Raw genomic sequence first — 16,041 nt, 5'->3', positions numbered from 1 at the left:
AACATTTCATGGCAGTCATTCGTCACCACGTCGGGGCCCGTCTTTCCGAAACCGCGATCCACAACGGCACCGTGTATCTGGCCGGCCAGATCGCCGAAGACACGACGCAGGACATCCGCGGCCAGACGCGCGAAGTGCTCGGCCACATCGACCGCCTGCTCGCCGAAGCGAACAGCGACAAGGCGCATCTGCTGTCGGTGCAGATCTACATCTCGGATCTCGCGAACTTCGAAGGCATGAATGCGGAGTGGGACGCATGGGTCGCGCAGGGCAACACGCCGCCGCGCGCCACCGTCGAGGCGAAGCTCGCGGATCCGGCGCTGCTCGTCGAGATCGTGGTCGTCGCCGCGCAGCGGAGCTGAGCGTTATCCGACGATGACCGTATTCCGGCAGGCCGTGCAATGACCGAATCCGTTTCCGCTTCTCCCGTCGCGGCGCCGTCGTTCGACGACGTGCTCGCGTTCGTGCGCGAGCGGGCCGGCGACGCGCGCCTGTCCTCCGGCGAGTTGCTCGCCGATCACTCGGCCGGCACGGCGGCGATCATGCGCACGCTGAACGTCGATCCGTCCGCGATGCAGGCCGCCGCGCTGTTCGCGCTGACACCGCACCTGAGCGACCCCGAGCGCGAACTGACCGAGCGTTTCGGCGACGAAGTCGCGCGGCTCGTGTCCGACGTGCGCAAGCTGTTGCGGCTCGGCACCGTCAGCCTGCGCGCCGCGCAGAGCGCGAAGCCCGACGCCGGGCGCGACGCGGCGCAAGAGCGGCGCGCGCAGATCGAAGCGCTGCGCAAGATGCTGCTCGCATTCGCGCAGGACATCCGCGTGGTGCTGATCCGGCTCGCGTCGCGGCTGCAGTCGCTGCGCTACTACGCGGCCGCGAAGCTCGATCCGCCGCCCGACGTCGCGCGCGAGACGCTCGAGATCTATGCGCCGCTCGCGAACCGTCTCGGGATCTGGCAACTGAAGTGGGAGCTCGAGGATCTCGCGTTCCGCTTCGAGGATCCGGTCACCTACAAGCGGATCGCGAAGCTGCTCGACGAGAAGCGCATCGAGCGCGAGGCGTACGTCACCCAGGCGATCGCGCGGCTGCAGCACGAGCTCGCGGAAGCGAACATCCAGGCCGACGTGAGCGGCCGGCCGAAGCATATCTACAGCATCTGGCGGAAGATGCGCGGCAAGGAGCTCGATTTCTCCGAGCTGTACGACGTGCGCGCGTTCCGCGTGATCGTGCCCGACATCAAGGATTGCTACGCGGTGCTCGGCATCGTGCATCACCTGTGGCAGCCGGTGCCGAAGGAGTTCGACGACTACATCTCGCGGCCGAAGCCGAACGGCTACAAGTCGCTGCATACGGTCGTGATCGGCGACGACGGCCGTGCGTTCGAGGTGCAGATCCGCACGCAGGAGATGCATCGTTTCGCCGAGTACGGCGTCGCCGCGCACTGGCGCTACAAGGAGGCCGGCGCGCGCGGCTACGGCGGCCAGTTCTCGGCGAGCGACAAGTACGACGAGAAGATCGCGTGGCTGCGGCAATTGCTCGCGTGGAAGGACGACGTCGAGGATGGCACCGAGGCGTCGGGCGACCAGGCGTGGGCGCAATTGCGCGAGACGTCGCTCGACGACGACCACATCTACGTGCTGACGCCGCAGGCGCGCGTGATCGCGCTGCCGCAGGGCGCGACGCCGGTCGATTTCGCGTATCACCTGCACAGCGAGCTCGGCCATCGCTGCCGTGGCGCGCGCGTCGACGGCGTGATGGTACCGCTGAACACGCCGCTCGCGAACGGCCAGACGGTCGAGATCGTCGCGGTGAAGGAGGGTGGGCCGTCGCGCGACTGGCTGAACCTGCAGCTCGGTTACCTGAAGAGCTCGCGCGCGCGGCAGAAGGTGCGTGCGTGGTTCAACTCGATCGAGCAGGAAGAAAACATCGCGCACGGCCGCGCGCTCGTCGAAAAGACGCTGCAGCGCGAGGGCAAGACGTCGGTCAATCTGGACAACCTCGCCGCGAAGCTCGGCTTCAAGTCGCCCGAGGAGTTGTTCTCGGTCGTCGGCAAGGAAGAATTCAGCCTGCGCAACGTCGAGCACGCGCTGTCCGATGCGCCGCCGCCCGAACCGGCGCCCGAGGCGCCGGCCGATTTCGAGAAGCGCAGCAGCGGCGCGAGCGTCGCGCATGGCGCGTCCACCGGCGTGCTGGTGGTGGGCGTCGACGCGCTGCTGACGCAACTGGCGCGCTGCTGCCGTCCGGCGCCGCCCGATCCGATCAGCGGTTTCGTCACGCGCGGCAAGGGGATGTCGATTCACCGCACCGACTGCCCGACGTTCCGCCGGATGGTCGAGCGCGCGCCGGAACGCGTGCTGCAGACGACCTGGTCGGCCGATGTGCTCGGCGGGCGCGGCGCGTCCGTGTATCCGGTCGACCTGATGATCGAGGCGAGCGACCGGCAAGGATTGCTGCGCGATATTTCCGAAGTATTCGCGCGCGAAAAGATGAACGTCGTCGGCGTGAAGACGCAGAGCCGCCGCAATGCGGCATTCATGCAGTTCACCGTCGAGGTCTCGAATTCGGCGCAGGTGCAGCGCGCGTGCACGCTGCTCGGCGAGGTGCAGGGCGTCGTGCGGGCAGGGCGGAAGTCGTGATGGGGTTGGAACAGCGTTATTTTGCTGCGGTTGCATAAAACACTTGCCAACCCCGTAACGGCTCCCTATAATCTTAGCTTCTCTAGGCTCGTAGCTCAGCTGGTTAGAGCACCACCTTGACATGGTGGGGGTCGTTGGTTCGAGTCCAATCGAGCCTACCAACGAATTGAGAATACCCGGCCTCCGGGTGTTCGATGCAGTACACAACTCAACGCGAACAAGGCGAATACGGTTATGACACCGCGAACGTTGACCGAAACCACTTCGGAGCGACGCTAGTCGAGGAACGTTTTCGCCCTTTCAGTTTGAGTGAAGTATCGAATGCGGCCCCTCGAAAGCGGGGCCGCATTTTTTTTGTCGCGAATTTTTGCGCGCGAGTTTGATCTCGCGTACCTGGTCTGCCGCCCACTGTCGGCATCACGGAGAGTGCTATGGTTTCGATACGCTTGCCCGACGGCTCAGTTCGACAATACGAGCATCCGGTGACAGTTGCCGAGGTTGCGGCCTCGATCGGTCCCGGCCTTGCGAAGGCTGCGCTTGGTGGCAAGCTCGATGGCGAGCTCGTCGATACGTCGACGGTGATCGACCGCGACGCGTCGCTCGCGATCGTCACGGACAAGGACGCCGACGGCCTCGACATCATCCGTCACTCGACCGCCCACTTGCTCGCGTACGCGGTGAAGGAGCTGTATCCGGACGCGCAGGTGACGATCGGCCCGGTGATCGACAACGGTTTCTACTACGACTTCTCGTACAACCGCCCGTTTACGCCGGAAGATCTCGAAAAGATCGAAAAGCGCATGCAGGAACTCGCGAAGAAGGACGAGCCGGTCACGCGCCGTGTCGTGTCGCGCGACGAGGCGGCCGGTTACTTCCGCAGCATCGGCGAGAAGTACAAGGCCGAGATCATCGAATCGATTCCGCAAGGCGACGAAATCAAGCTGTACTCGCACGGCGGCTTCACCGATCTGTGCCGCGGCCCGCACGTGCCGTCCACCGGCAAGCTGAAGGTCTTCAAGCTGATGAAGGTCGCGGGCGCGTACTGGCGCGGCGATTCGAAGAACGAGCAGCTGCAGCGCATCTATGGCACCGCCTGGACGAAGAAGGAAGACCAGGATCAGTACCTGCACATGCTCGAGGAAGCGGAAAAGCGCGACCACCGCAAGCTGGGCAAGCAGCTCGACCTGTTCCACATGCAGGAAGAGTCGCCGGGCATGGTGTTCTGGCATCCGAAGGGCTGGGCGCTGTGGCAGCAGGTCGAGCAGTACATGCGCCGCCGCGTCAACGAAGCCGGCTATCTCGAGATCAAGACGCCGATGATCATGGACCGTTCGCTGTGGGAAGCGTCGGGCCACTGGCAGAACTATCGCGAGAACATGTTCACGACGGAGTCGGAGAAGCGCGACTACGCGATCAAGCCGATGAACTGCCCGGGCCACGTCCAGGTGTTCAAGCACGGCCTGCGCTCGTACCGCGACCTGCCGCTGCGTTACGCGGAATTCGGCTCGTGCCACCGCAACGAGGCGTCGGGCGCGCTGCACGGCCTGATGCGCGTGCGCGGCTTCGTGCAGGACGATGCGCACATCTTCTGTACGGAAGACCAGTTCATCTCGGAATCGATCGCGTTCAACACGCTGGCCATGAGCGTGTACAAGGACTTCGGTTTCGATCACATCGACATCAAGCTGTCGCTGCGCCCCGACCAGCGTGCCGGTACGGACGAGACGTGGGATCGTGCCGAGCAAGGCTTGCGCGATGCGCTGACGGCTTGCGGTCTCACGTGGGAAGAGTTGCCGGGTGAGGGCGCGTTCTACGGCCCGAAGATCGAGTACCACATCAAGGACGCGCTCGGCCGCTCGTGGCAGTGCGGCACGCTGCAGCTCGACATGGTGCTGCCCGAGCGCCTGGGCGCCGAATACGTCGCGGAAGACAACAGCCGCCGCCGGCCGGTGATGCTGCACCGCGCGATCGTCGGTTCGATGGAGCGTTTCCTCGGCATTTTGATCGAGCACCATGCTGGTGCAATGCCGGTCTGGCTCGCGCCGTACCAGGCAATTGTGCTCAATATCGCCGAAAGTCAGGCCGACTATGCGCAGTCTCTGGCCCAATCGTTGCAAAAACAAGGGGTTAGAGTGGCGGCCGATTTGCGCAACGAGAAGATTAGCTATAAAATACGCGAGCACACGCTGGAAAAGGTGCCTTATCTCCTCGTCGTGGGCGATAAGGAGCGTGATGCACAAACGGTAGCCGTGCGTGCCCGTGGCGGCGTCGATCTTGGCGTAATGCCGGTCGAAGCCTTCGTTGAGCGTCTGCAGGAAGACCTGCGCTCGTTCAAGTAACCGCCCTGGCAGCGCGGCTCGTTTTTTTAATTTTTAGAGGAAACGTAACATCGCTACTGATAAGTCGTCGCACCGCATCAACGGTGAAATCACTGCGCCGGAAGTGCGCCTGGTCGGGATCGAGAACGAACCGCTCGGTATCGTAAAACTCGCTGACGCTTTCCGTAAATCGGAAGAACTGGATGTTGACCTGGTGGAAATCGCGCCGCAAGCGGTGCCGCCGGTTTGCCGTCTGATGGATTACGGCAAGTTCAAGTACCAGGAATCGAAGAAGCAGCACGAAGCGAAGCTGAAGCAGAAGGTCATCCAGGTCAAGGAAGTCAAGTTCCGCCCGGGTACCGATGACGGGGATTACAACGTCAAGCTCCGCAATCTCGTGCGTTTCCTCGAAGAGGGCGACAAGACGAAGATCACGTTGCGTTTCCGCGGCCGCGAAATGGCTCACCAGGAAATCGGTATGCGGATGCTCGAGCGTCTGCGCACGGATCTCGAGGAAGTCGGCCAGGTCGAGCAGATGCCGAAGATGGAAGGGCGCCAGATGATCATGGTGCTCTCGCCGAAGAAAAAGAAGTAACGGGCCCGCGCGCATCGCGCGCAGGTTCGACAGTGGTTCGGCGCGTTGCCCGGTCAGGGCGGCGCGCCAGCAATGACGGCGGCTGCGCAAGCGGGTCGCCGTACACAAGTGGACTGGGTTTCGAAGGGCGGGTCAAGGGCGCAAGCCAACCGCACACCCATCGCCATCTAATAAACTGGAGTTGTTCGTCATGCCTAAGATGAAGACCAAGAAGAGCGCTGCAAAGCGCTTCGTGGTGCGTCCGGGCGGTACCGTCAAGCGCGGTCAAGCCTTCAAGCGCCACATCCTGACCAAGAAAACCACGAAGAACAAGCGCCATCTGCGCGGCGCAACGGCAGTTCATGATTCCGATCTGAACTCCGTCCGCGCGATGCTCCCGTTCGCGTAACCCCTCAACTGATACTCCAAGGAGAGAAACATGCCTCGAGTCAAACGTGGGGTAACCGCACGGGCCCGCCACAAGAAGATCATCAACCTGGCCAAGGGTTATCGCGGCCGCCGCAATAACGTCTATCGCATCGCCAAGCAGGCGGTGATGCGCGCTGGTCAGTATGCGTACCGCGATCGCCGCAACAAGAAGCGTGTGTTCCGCGCACTGTGGATCACGCGTATCAACGCGGCAGTTCGCCAGCACGACATGACCTACAGCGTGTTCATCAACGGCCTGAAGAAGGCGTCGATCGAACTCGACCGTAAGGTGCTGGCCGACATGGCGGTGTTCGACAAGGCTGCTTTTGCTGCGATCGTCAAGCAGGTGAAAGCCGCCGTTGCAGCCTAATTGCGAAATTAGCACTGCGTGGTTAGTTGCAGCGAGGTTCCGGTAGTCTCGGCCGCTGCAGCGAAAACGGGGCTCTTCCGAGCCCCTTTTTTGTTTGGTGGGCAGTTTTGCTCACCAAGACCGAATGACGTTGGAAATGATGGGATCTATGGATCTGGACCAGATTGTCGCCGACGCGCAGCAGTCCTTCGAACAGGCTGCCGACATCACCACGCTCGAAAACGAGAAAGCACGATTTCTCGGCAAATCGGGTGCGCTGACCGAGTTGCTGAAGGGCCTCGGCAAGCTCGATCCCGAAGCACGCAAGACCGAAGGCGCGCGCATCAACGTCGCGAAGCAGCAGGTTGAAGCCGCGCTCACCGCCCGTCGCCAGGCACTGGCCGACGCGCTGCTGAACCAGCGCCTCACCGCCGAAGCGATCGACGTGACGTTGCCGGGCCGCGGCGCCGGTGCGGGCAGCCTGCACCCCGTGATGCGCACGTGGGAGCGCGTCGAACAGATTTTCGGCTCGATCGGTTTCGACGTGGCCGACGGCCCCGAAATCGAGACGGACTGGTACAACTTCACGTCGCTGAACAGCCCGGAGAACCATCCGGCGCGTTCGATGCAGGACACTTTCTACGTCGAAGGCAAGGATGCCGACGGCCGTCAGCTGCTGCTGCGCACGCACACGAGCCCGATGCAGGTGCGTTATGCGCGCATGAACCGTCCGCCGATCAAGGTGATCGCACCGGGTCGCACGTATCGCGTCGACAGCGATGCAACGCACTCGCCGATGTTCAATCAGGTCGAGGGGCTGTGGATCGACGAAAACATCAGCTTCGCCGACCTCAAGGGCGTCTATACCGACTTCCTGAAAAAATTCTTCGAGCGCGACGACATCCTCGTGCGCTTCCGTCCGTCGTATTTCCCGTTCACGGAACCGTCGGCCGAGATCGACATGATGTTCGAGCAAGGCAAGAACGCCGGCAAGTGGCTCGAAATTTCCGGCTCGGGGCAGGTGCATCCGACCGTGATCCGCAACATGGGCCTCGACCCCGAGCGCTACATCGGTTTCGCGTTCGGCAGCGGCCTCGAGCGCCTGACGATGCTGCGCTACGGCGTCCAGGATCTCCGGCTGTTCTTCGAGAACGACCTGCGTTTCCTGCGCCAGTTCGCATAACGCCGCTCGCCGCGCCGACCTGTGCCCGCGCACGCCCCGACGGACGCTTCCGACGGAGCCCGGGCGTCGATCTAACCCGTTTCGAACGTAGACATCCATGCAATTCCCTGAATCCTGGTTGAGAACCTTTGTCGACCCGCAGCTGACGACCGACGAGCTGTCGCACGCGCTGACGATGGCGGGGCTCGAAGTCGAATCGCTGAGCAAGGCTGCGCCGCCGACGTCGAAGATCGTCGTGGGCCGCGTGCTCGAAGTCGTCAAGCATCCGGATGCGGACAAGCTCAATGTCTGCCAGGTCGACGCCGGCACCGGCGCGACGCTGAACATCGTCTGCGGCGCGCCGAACGTGGCGCCCGGCATCAAGGTGCCCGTCGCGCTGGTCGGCGCGGAACTGCCGCCGGCGGAAGAGGGCGGCAAGCCGTTCGCGATCAAGCTGTCGAAGCTGCGCGGCGTGGAGAGCCAGGGGATGCTGTGCTCGGCGCGCGAGCTGAAGTTGTCCGAGGATCACAGCGGGCTGCTGATCCTGCCGGAAGACACGCCGGTCGGCCAGGACATCCGCGAAACCCTCAATCTCGACGACACGATCTTCGAAATCAAGCTGACGCCGAACAAGGCCGACTGCCTGTCGGTGTTCGGTATCGCGCGCGAGACGGCCGCGATCACCGGCGCGCCGCTGACGCCGGTCGACATCCGCCCGGTGAACGTCGAGCTCGACGAAACGCTGCCGGTGCGCATTGCCGCGCCCGATCTGTGCGGCCGCTTCTCGGGTCGCGTGATCCGCGGCGTGAACGCGCGTGCGAAGACGCCGCAGTGGATGGTCGAGCGCCTCGAGCGTTCGGGGCAGCGCAGCGTGTCCGCGCTCGTCGACATCTCGAATTACGTGATGTTCGAACTCGGCCGCCCGTCGCACGTGTTCGATCTCGACAAGATCCACGGCGGCATCGAAGTGCGCTGGGGCAAGCGCGGCGAATCGCTGAAGCTGCTCAACGGCAACACGGTCGAACTCGACGAAACGGTCGGCGTGATCGCGGACGACCGTCAGGTCGAAAGCCTGGCCGGCATCATGGGCGGCGACAGCACGGCCGTCACGCTCGATACGACCAACATCTACCTGGAAGCCGCGTTCTGGTGGCCGGACAGCATCCGCGGCCGCGCGCGCAAGTACAACTTCTCGACCGATGCGGCCCATCGCTTCGAGCGCGGCGTCGATTACGCGACGACCGTCGAGCACGTCGAGCGCATCACGCAACTGATCCTCGAGATCTGCGGCGGCAAGGCCGGCCCGGTCGACGATCAGGCGGTGAACCTGCCGCAGCGCGCGCCGGTGAAGATGCGCGTGTCGCGCGCGAACCGCATCATCGGCGTGAAGATCGACGCCGACGCCATCGCGGATATCTTCACGCGCCTCGGCCTGACGTTCGAACGTGAGGAGGACGCGTTCCTCGTCACGCCGCCGTCGCATCGCTTCGACATCGAGATCGAGGAAGACCTGATCGAGGAAGTGGCGCGCATCTACGGCTTCGAGAAGATTCCGGCGCGGCCGCCGGTCGCGACGAGCGAGATGCGCGCGACCCACGAGACGCGGCGTTCGATCCACGACATCCGTCACGCGCTTGCGGCGCGCGACTACGCGGAAACCGTCAACTTCAGCTTCGTCGATGCGGAGTGGGAGCGCGATTTCGCGGGCAACGACAACCCGATCCGTCTGCTGAACCCGATCGCGAGCCAGCTTTCGGTGATGCGTACGACGCTGTTCGGCAGCCTGATCGCCGTGCTGCGCCACAACCTGAACCGCCGCGCCGATCGCGTGCGCGTGTTCGAATCGGGGCGCGTGTTCGTCGCCGATCCGTCGGTGAAGGCCGGCGAGCTGGCGGTCGAAGGTCATGCGCAGCCGAAGCGCGTCGGCGCGCTCGCGTACGGTCCGGCAGTCGACGAGCAGTGGGGCGTGGCGACCCGCGCGGTCGATTTCTTCGACGTGAAGGGCGATCTCGAGGCGCTGCTCGCGCCGGCGGTTGCACGTTTCGTGAAGGCCGAGCATCCGGCCCTTCATCCGGGCCGCAGCGCACGCATCGAAGTCGACGGCCGCGCGGTCGGCTGGATCGGCGAACTGCATCCGCGCCTGATGCAGAAGTACGAGCTGCCGCACGCGCCGGTGATGTTCGAAATCGACGCGGATGCGCTGATCGCACGGGCGCTGCCCGCGCCGACCGACGTGTCGAAATTCCCGCCGGTCCGTCGCGATATCGCCGTTGTCGTCGATCAGGCGGTCGAGGTTCAGGCACTTTTCGACGAAATGAAGAAGGCGCTTGCGGAAGACGCCTGCCGATTCGTTCAGAAGGTTGTACTCTTCGACGAATTTCGTGCAAAATCAAATACTTCCGGTGGTCTTGCCGCGAACGAGAAGAGCCTTGCCTTCCGCGTGACGCTGCAGGACGCGGCAGGCACGCTGCAGGACGAGGTCGTCGACCTGGCGATCCAGACGCTGGTCGAGCGGATGGCTCGTACCGGTGCGCGCCTGCGCGGCTAAGGAGAGGGCCCGCCCGTTCGCGGGCGGCTTTTTTCCATCGTAAGTTTTGATTCAACGCGCTGTATGGCAGATATGAACGACATGACCTCGAGTGAATTCGAAGCCCTCCTGACGGCGCAACGCAGCGCGATGAACCGCGACGCTTCGGCGCCGGCGTCCACCGAGACGCCGACGCTGACGAAGGCGGAACTGGCGGAGCTGCTGTTCGACAGCGTCGGGCTGAACAAGCGTGAAGCGAAGGACATGGTCGAGGCGTTTTTCGAAGTGATCCGCGACGCGCTCGAAAACGGCGAAAGCGTCAAGCTGTCGGGGTTCGGCAATTTCCAGCTGCGCGACAAGCCGCAGCGTCCGGGCCGCAATCCGAAGACGGGCGAGGCGATTCCGATCGCGGCCCGCCGGGTGGTAACCTTCCACGCGAGCCAGAAGCTGAAGGCGCTGGTCGAAAACGGCGCGGAGTAATACGCGCGCCTACGCCCCGCGCGGCCGCCGCGCACCCTTTACCGACGGTTAACCGACGATGACCACCACGGTTGAGAAAGTCGTCTTGCCTCCGATTCCCGCGAAGCGCTACTTCACGATCGGCGAAGTCAGCGAACTGTGCGGGGTCAAACCACATGTGCTGCGTTACTGGGAACAGGAATTCACGCAGCTGCGGCCGGTGAAGCGGCGCGGCAACCGACGGTACTACCAGCATCACGAAGTGCTGCTGATCCGGCGAATTCGCGAGTTGCTGTACGAGCAGGGCTTCACGATCAACGGCGCGCGCAACCGGCTCGATTCGCCGGGCAGCGAGCGGGCCGCGGCGGAGCCGGTCGAATCCGGCGCGCAGCCCGCCGATGCGCGCGGGGCGGTCAAGCCGGGCGCAAGCGTCGACGTCATCGCGTTGCGACAGGCGTTGCTGGACGTGCTCGACGGACTGAAACGCGACTGAGCGCACGGCGCGCAGGCTGCATGGAAAGCCCGGTTGGCGACCCGCCACCGGGCTTTTTTCATGCGGGTCGCGCGTGGGGATCAGCGCGACGCGAGCGGATTCTTCTGCCCCATGTCGACGACCAGCGTGCCGTCCGGCAGCATCCGCACCGAGCCTTGGGCGACCTGATCGCGATACCCGTACAGGTCGAACCGCATCGGGCCGGCCTCGGCCGAATTCCGGATCAGCGCGCGCACGTTCAGTTCGAGCACGTTGAACATCTTCATGTCGCCGCCTTCCATCCACATGTAGCTCGGCGCATCGATCTGCGGGCGCTTCGGCGCGGGCGCGCTCGCTACGCGCCGGAACGTGAGGCGCAACCCGTCGCGCTCGACCGTCGCCTGGCCGAGCTTGCCGTTCAGCAGGGGCGGCGGGAAGACGGTGTACTGGTCGAGCACGAGCGTGTCGCCGCGCAGTTCCGCGCCGCGCCGCCGCAACGGCGTCAACGACGCGAGCTCGATGCCGAGCGAGCGCAGCAGCGTCGCCTGCGGGATGCCGAGCACCGACACCTGCGATGGCCTGAAGGCGAGATGGCGGTCGTCGAGTACCGTCAGCGTGCCGTTCATGTCGGTCGGCAGCCAGACGCCCGGTACGTGGTTCCACAGCTTGATGCCGCCCTGGACGCGCAGGTTCTGCCCGTCCGCGCTCAGTTGCAGATCGTTCAGCGAACGCGGCGAATAGTCGAGCAGGTAATTGTTGAACAGCGCCGACATCGCCTTCCACGACTCGACGACCGTGCCGCCGAGAATGTGGATGTCGTACTGGTTCGGGTCATCGAGATCGACGGGTTCGCCCGGGCGCTTCGACACGAGTTCCACGTCGAGATCGTCGACATGAAAGCCGATGTCGCCGGACAGGTTGAAGTCGACGTTGCGCAGGTGGATCGTCGGGTTGCGGTTCGACACGTGCCGTTCGTTGAATGGCGTCGTCGACGTGCGGCGTATCGCGACCTTCTGCATGCCGGGCCGCACGGCGTCCGCCGCGAGCGCGTAGGCTTCCCAGTGTTGGCGCACGTCGCGCAGCGCACTTTGCTGCGCGGCGAGGAAGCTGTCGTTCAGGCGCGCCGCCGCGTTGCCCAGCAGCGCGCCGCTGGCCGGGCCCGCATACGAAGGCATCCGGATCGTCATCGCGCCGCTTTCGTCGAAGTTGAAGTAGCCGGCCGACACCTGGTCGCGATAGTGATACAGGTCGAACACGAACGCCTGGTCGCGCTTCGATGCGTCGAGCGGGCCGATCAGGATGTCCGCATTCATCGGCATCGAGCGCATGAACTTCACGTCGCCGCCGCGGATGACCATCGCCTGCTGCGGTGCGTTCGCGGGCATCGCGAAGCCGGCATGCGTGCCGTCGTCGAGCTTCAGGTCGAGGCCCGCCGGCGTCACGCGCACGGCGGTGATCGTGAGCTTCAGGCGCGGCGGCGGCATCAGCTTGTCGACCGCCATCACGAGATCGTCGCCGGCGAGTTGCGCGATCGGTGTCTGCACCTTCAGCAGGTCGGCCATTTTCACGTTGGCCGCGCGCATCACCGGCTGTGCGTCGATACCCGACACGCGTACGCCGGTCGGGTGGAACACGAGCTGGCTGCCGTCGCGGATCGCGAGCGTGCCGGTGAGCGAGAACGGCACCCAGCCGTCGCGCTGCATCTCGCCTTGCAGATGGATCACGCCGTCGCCGGCCGATACCGCGAGCTTGCGCAGCGGCGCATTGCGATAGCCGAAGATGTAGGTGTTGAAGAGGGCGGTCAGCTTCGCGTTGTCGAGCGTGACCGTGCCTTCGTGCACGTCGATCTCGAAGCTCGTCGGATCGTCGAATACGATCGGCGCGCCGGCCTGCGTGGGCACGAGCGTGGCCGACAGCTGATGGATGAAGAAGCCGAGATTGTTGACGACGCGGAAATCGACGTCCCGCAGGAACGTCATCGCGCCGTTCTGGCCCGAGTCGCGCAGCGTGAACGGGCGCGGCTGCGTGAGGCTGATCGATGCGAGCGACGGCACGGTACGGGCGATCTGCTGCTCGCGCGCGAGCTGCGCGGCCTTGATGCGTTCGATCTTCGTCGAGGCGATGGACGTGCCGCCGTCGCGCTGGGCTGCCGATTCCGCGCAGCCGGCGCAGAGCAAGGCGAGCGCCAGCGCGCCGCAGCCGAATAAGCGGGATGTCGAGTGCGACCCCGACGCGGCCGTGCGTCGCAGGCCGGAACACCAGTCGAAAATTGCCAAAGGCGAGCGATGGCCGCGCCGGACCGCATTCCGCATCGTCTGTCTCCATGTCTTGTCTTGATCGACGGCGGCGCGCGTCGCTGCACGGGCGCGAGCGTCGATGCCGTGCAGTGTGTCATAGCGCGCTAGAGCGGCGTTACCAAACAGCGGGCGCCCGGACGCGGTGCGCCGGCGGGCTGCCGGACAATGGATTCGCGGTGGATGGGCGGGCGGATCAAACGGTCGTTTGGTTTGCGCGGACCGTCGGTCGACGTCTTTCGGGGCGCCCCTGAAAACCGATGGTCGGCCTTGACCGGCGCGGGTTTCACCCGACGCCGGAGCGGCGCGGCCCCGGGCATCGACGGATACGATCGGCGATGGCGGCGAGGTAAGATCGGCATCAATGGCGGATTCGATTTCACAACACGGCAGCCATCACGGGGAAGCGCCATGGACCTGAAGGAAGTCGACGTACTCGGTGCGGGGGTAGGCCAACACTGGTACTACGCGTCGAAGGCGAACGCGATCCGCCGGTTCCTGGGCGCGTCGGACGCGAACCGGATACTCGACGTCGGGGCGGGCTCCGGTTTTTTCTCGAAGCATCTGCTCGAGCGCACGCGGGCGACGGAAGCCTGGTGCGTCGATACGAGCTATGCCGACGACAGCGACGGCGAGGCGGCCGGCAAGCCGATTCACTTTCGGCGCGCCGTCGATCGATTCGACGCCGATCTCGTGTTGCTGATGGACGTGCTCGAGCATGTCGACGACGACGTCGGCCTGCTGGCGCAGTACGTGAAGGGCGCGCCTGCAGGCAGCCGGTTCCTGATCACCGTTCCCGCGTTCCAGTTCCTGTGGAGCGGCCACGACGACTTCCTCGAGCACAAGCGCAGGTACACGCTCGGCGGCCTCGAGGACGTGGTCCGGCGTGCGGGGCTCGACGTCGAACACGGCGCCTATTATTTCGGCCTCACGTTTCCGCTCGCGGCCGCATTGCGGCTGGGCGAGCGAGTGCGTTCGCATCCACGTGAGCCTCAGTCGCAATTGCGCCGTCATCATCCGTTCGTCAACGGTTTGCTCAAGACGATCTGTCGTATCGAGCTGCCGATGTTTCGCTTCAATCGCGTGGCCGGCCTGACGGTCATCTGCGTCGCGCGCAAGCGATGACGGCGTCGCGGGATCGGTGCCGCAGATTGCCTGCATCGGCGCCCGCGCGCCAGAAAATTTCACGGGAACGTTCACAAAATGCATGCGACCCGTTCTAAATCGGCAAACTGTCTGTTATAATTTTTTTCTTTCGGGGCGTAGCGCAGCCTGGTAGCGTACCTGCATGGGGTGCAGGTGGTCGGAGGTTCAAATCCTCTCGCCCCGACCAGACAAAGAACCCGCGTCAGCTCAGGCTGACGCGGGTTTTTTCTTGGCCGTCGCTTTTTTGCACATCGCAGCGCGGCCCCGGTAAAATGCAAGGTTGATCCACGGAAAGCGCCGTGATTTAGCGGAAGAGGATTCCCCGAACATGACTGATCTTCGTCTTACCATGCGGTTCGCTGCAGTGCTCGCCACCGGTGCGCTCGTCGCCGGTTGCGGTACGTCGTCGCCCACGAAAGTGGACTACAAGAGCGATTCGAAATCGAAGGAAGCGTCGCTCGCAGTGCCGCCCAACATGCTCGACGAGACGGCCGATCAGCGTTCGCTGCCGCCCCAGGGCGGCGCGACTTCCCTGTCCGCGCTCCAGCAGGTCCAGCAGGCCGCGCCTGCGCTGGACACCGTCGCGCCGGCCGTGGCCGGCATGCATATCCAGCGCGACGGCACCGAAAGCTGGCTCGTGATCGACGGCAAGCAGCCGGCCGCGATCTGGCCGCAGGTTCGCCGTTTCTGGCAGGAGCAGGGCTTCCTGCTCGTCGTCGACCAGCGCGACAAGGGCGTGATGGAAACCGACTGGAACGAAACCCATCCGCAGATCAACGACGGTCTGATCCGCAGCGTGATCTCGAAGGCGATGGGCAATTCGTACGTGACGGCCGAGCGCAACAAGTACCGCACGCGTCTCGATTCGGCGCCGAACGGCGGCACTTACGTGTTCATCAGCCAGAAGGGCATGCGCGAGGCGATCACCGGCGCGAACAACGATTCGAGCAAGTGGGAACCGAAGCCGAACGATCCGGCGCTCGAGACGGAATACCTGAAGCGGCTGATGGCCGTGCTCGCGCAGAACGAGCAGCGCGCGAAGAACGGCGAGCCGCCGATCGCGAACATCAAGGACAACACGGTACCGAAGGACAAGAAGGCCGATACCGACGCGTCGTCGAAGGCGGCCGCAGCGATCGCCGCGCAGAACGTGTCGCGCACGTCGGCGCAAGGCAACGACGCGGCTGACGCGTCCGTGCCGTCCGAAGTCACGCTCGGCGAGCCGTACGACCGGTCGTGGCTGCACGTCGGTCTCGCGCTCGATCGTGCGAACTTCACGGTCGACGATCGCGATCGCACGAAGGGCCTGTATTTCGTGCGCTATGTCGATCCGAAGGATCTGAGCGCGGCCGAGCAGGGCTTCTGGAGCCAGCTGTTCCACGGCAAGAAGGAAAAGCAGGCGAAGCAGTATCGCGTCAACGTGAAGGCGCTGACGGCCGATCAGACGCGCGTCGCGGTCGTCGACGATTCGGGCGCGATCGATACGTCGTCGCCGGCTCGCCAGATCATGGGGTTGCTCGTGAATCAGCTTCGCTGATCCCGGCGTTTCCCGCACCGTGAAAAGCCCGCCATTCGGCGTAATGCCGTTCAGTTAAGAACTGAACGGCATTTTTGTTTTTAGGGTTGGAGTTGTAAACAAAGCGGCAAGCTGTTAACTTGGTCAGCGATGCTGAAC

At 64.3% G+C, this 16,041-nt stretch carries 13 protein-coding genes and 2 tRNA genes; 14 read left to right on the top strand and 1 reads right to left on the bottom strand.

Annotated features, from left to right (window positions below; all coding sequences use genetic code 11):
• Positions 1 to 8 precede the first annotated feature (8 nt).
• The 11 genes from HWX62_RS07500 to HWX62_RS07450 all read left to right on the top strand — a co-directional run bounded on the left by HWX62_RS07500 (position 9) and on the right by HWX62_RS07450 (position 10,947).
• Complete coding sequence (locus HWX62_RS07500) at positions 9 to 362, top strand: RidA family protein (RefSeq protein WP_027784253.1); 354 nt, start codon at positions 9 to 11, stop codon at positions 360 to 362.
• 39 nt (positions 363 to 401) lie between these two features.
• The gene (locus HWX62_RS07495; RefSeq protein WP_175985116.1) at positions 402 to 2,636 is read left to right on the top strand and encodes a bifunctional (p)ppGpp synthetase/guanosine-3',5'-bis(diphosphate) 3'-pyrophosphohydrolase; all 2,235 of its coding nucleotides are present in this window, start codon (positions 402 to 404) and stop codon (positions 2,634 to 2,636) included.
• An 84-nt stretch (positions 2,637 to 2,720) separates the two neighbouring features.
• Positions 2,721 to 2,797 (top strand) — tRNA-Val (locus HWX62_RS07490).
• A 270-nt stretch (positions 2,798 to 3,067) separates the two neighbouring features.
• Entirely contained in the window at positions 3,068 to 4,975 is a 1,908-nt protein-coding gene (gene thrS, locus HWX62_RS07485; RefSeq protein WP_175929301.1) for a threonine--tRNA ligase, read from the top strand.
• Between the two features lie 49 nt (positions 4,976 to 5,024).
• Positions 5,025 to 5,549, top strand: coding sequence for a translation initiation factor IF-3 (infC, locus tag HWX62_RS07480; protein WP_071734130.1), 525 nt, complete (start codon positions 5,025 to 5,027; stop codon positions 5,547 to 5,549).
• A gap of 190 nt (positions 5,550 to 5,739) precedes the next feature.
• Positions 5,740 to 5,937, top strand: coding sequence for a 50S ribosomal protein L35 (gene rpmI, locus HWX62_RS07475; RefSeq protein WP_004191477.1), 198 nt, complete (start codon positions 5,740 to 5,742; stop codon positions 5,935 to 5,937).
• 30 nt (positions 5,938 to 5,967) lie between these two features.
• Positions 5,968 to 6,327, top strand: a complete 360-nt coding sequence (gene rplT / locus HWX62_RS07470) for a 50S ribosomal protein L20 (protein ID WP_004192938.1) — start codon at positions 5,968 to 5,970, stop codon at positions 6,325 to 6,327.
• A gap of 148 nt (positions 6,328 to 6,475) precedes the next feature.
• Positions 6,476 to 7,489 carry a phenylalanine--tRNA ligase subunit alpha gene (gene pheS, locus HWX62_RS07465; protein WP_006486107.1) on the top strand — a complete coding sequence of 338 codons (1,014 nt, stop codon included), beginning with the start codon at positions 6,476 to 6,478 and terminating at the stop codon, positions 7,487 to 7,489.
• A 97-nt stretch (positions 7,490 to 7,586) separates the two neighbouring features.
• Positions 7,587 to 10,016: a phenylalanine--tRNA ligase subunit beta gene (gene pheT / locus HWX62_RS07460; RefSeq protein WP_175929300.1), complete on the top strand. Its 2,430-nt coding sequence runs from the start codon at positions 7,587 to 7,589 to the stop codon at positions 10,014 to 10,016.
• 72 nt (positions 10,017 to 10,088) lie between these two features.
• Positions 10,089 to 10,475, top strand: coding sequence for an integration host factor subunit alpha (locus HWX62_RS07455; RefSeq protein WP_006486093.1), 387 nt, complete (start codon positions 10,089 to 10,091; stop codon positions 10,473 to 10,475).
• Positions 10,476 to 10,533: 58 nt separating this feature from the next.
• On the top strand, positions 10,534 to 10,947 hold the full coding sequence (locus HWX62_RS07450) for a MerR family transcriptional regulator (RefSeq protein WP_175929299.1): 414 nt from the start codon (positions 10,534 to 10,536) through the stop codon (positions 10,945 to 10,947).
• A gap of 80 nt (positions 10,948 to 11,027) precedes the next feature.
• Here HWX62_RS07450 and HWX62_RS07445 read toward each other — a convergent pair whose 3' ends face one another.
• Positions 11,028 to 13,238, bottom strand: coding sequence for a hypothetical protein (locus HWX62_RS07445; RefSeq protein WP_175929298.1), 2,211 nt, complete (start codon positions 13,236 to 13,238; stop codon positions 11,028 to 11,030).
• Between the two features lie 393 nt (positions 13,239 to 13,631).
• On the opposite strand from HWX62_RS07445, the gene HWX62_RS07440 reads away from it, so the two are divergent.
• The 3 genes from HWX62_RS07440 (at position 13,632) to bamC (ending at position 15,903) form a co-directional block, all read left to right on the top strand.
• The gene (locus HWX62_RS07440; RefSeq protein WP_175929726.1) at positions 13,632 to 14,345 is read left to right on the top strand and encodes a methyltransferase domain-containing protein; all 714 of its coding nucleotides are present in this window, start codon (positions 13,632 to 13,634) and stop codon (positions 14,343 to 14,345) included.
• A gap of 131 nt (positions 14,346 to 14,476) precedes the next feature.
• Positions 14,477 to 14,553: transfer RNA gene (locus HWX62_RS07435), tRNA-Pro, on the top strand.
• Between the two features lie 141 nt (positions 14,554 to 14,694).
• Positions 14,695 to 15,903 carry an outer membrane protein assembly factor BamC gene (bamC, locus tag HWX62_RS07430; protein ID WP_175929297.1) on the top strand — a complete coding sequence of 403 codons (1,209 nt, stop codon included), beginning with the start codon at positions 14,695 to 14,697 and terminating at the stop codon, positions 15,901 to 15,903.
• Positions 15,904 to 16,041: the final 138 nt, after the last annotated feature.

The sequence above is a fragment of the Burkholderia sp. BCC0506 genome (genome assembly GCF_902833145.1).
Lineage (GTDB): Bacteria > Pseudomonadota > Gammaproteobacteria > Burkholderiales > Burkholderiaceae > Burkholderia.
This window is presented reverse-complemented; position numbering and strand designations above follow the sequence as displayed.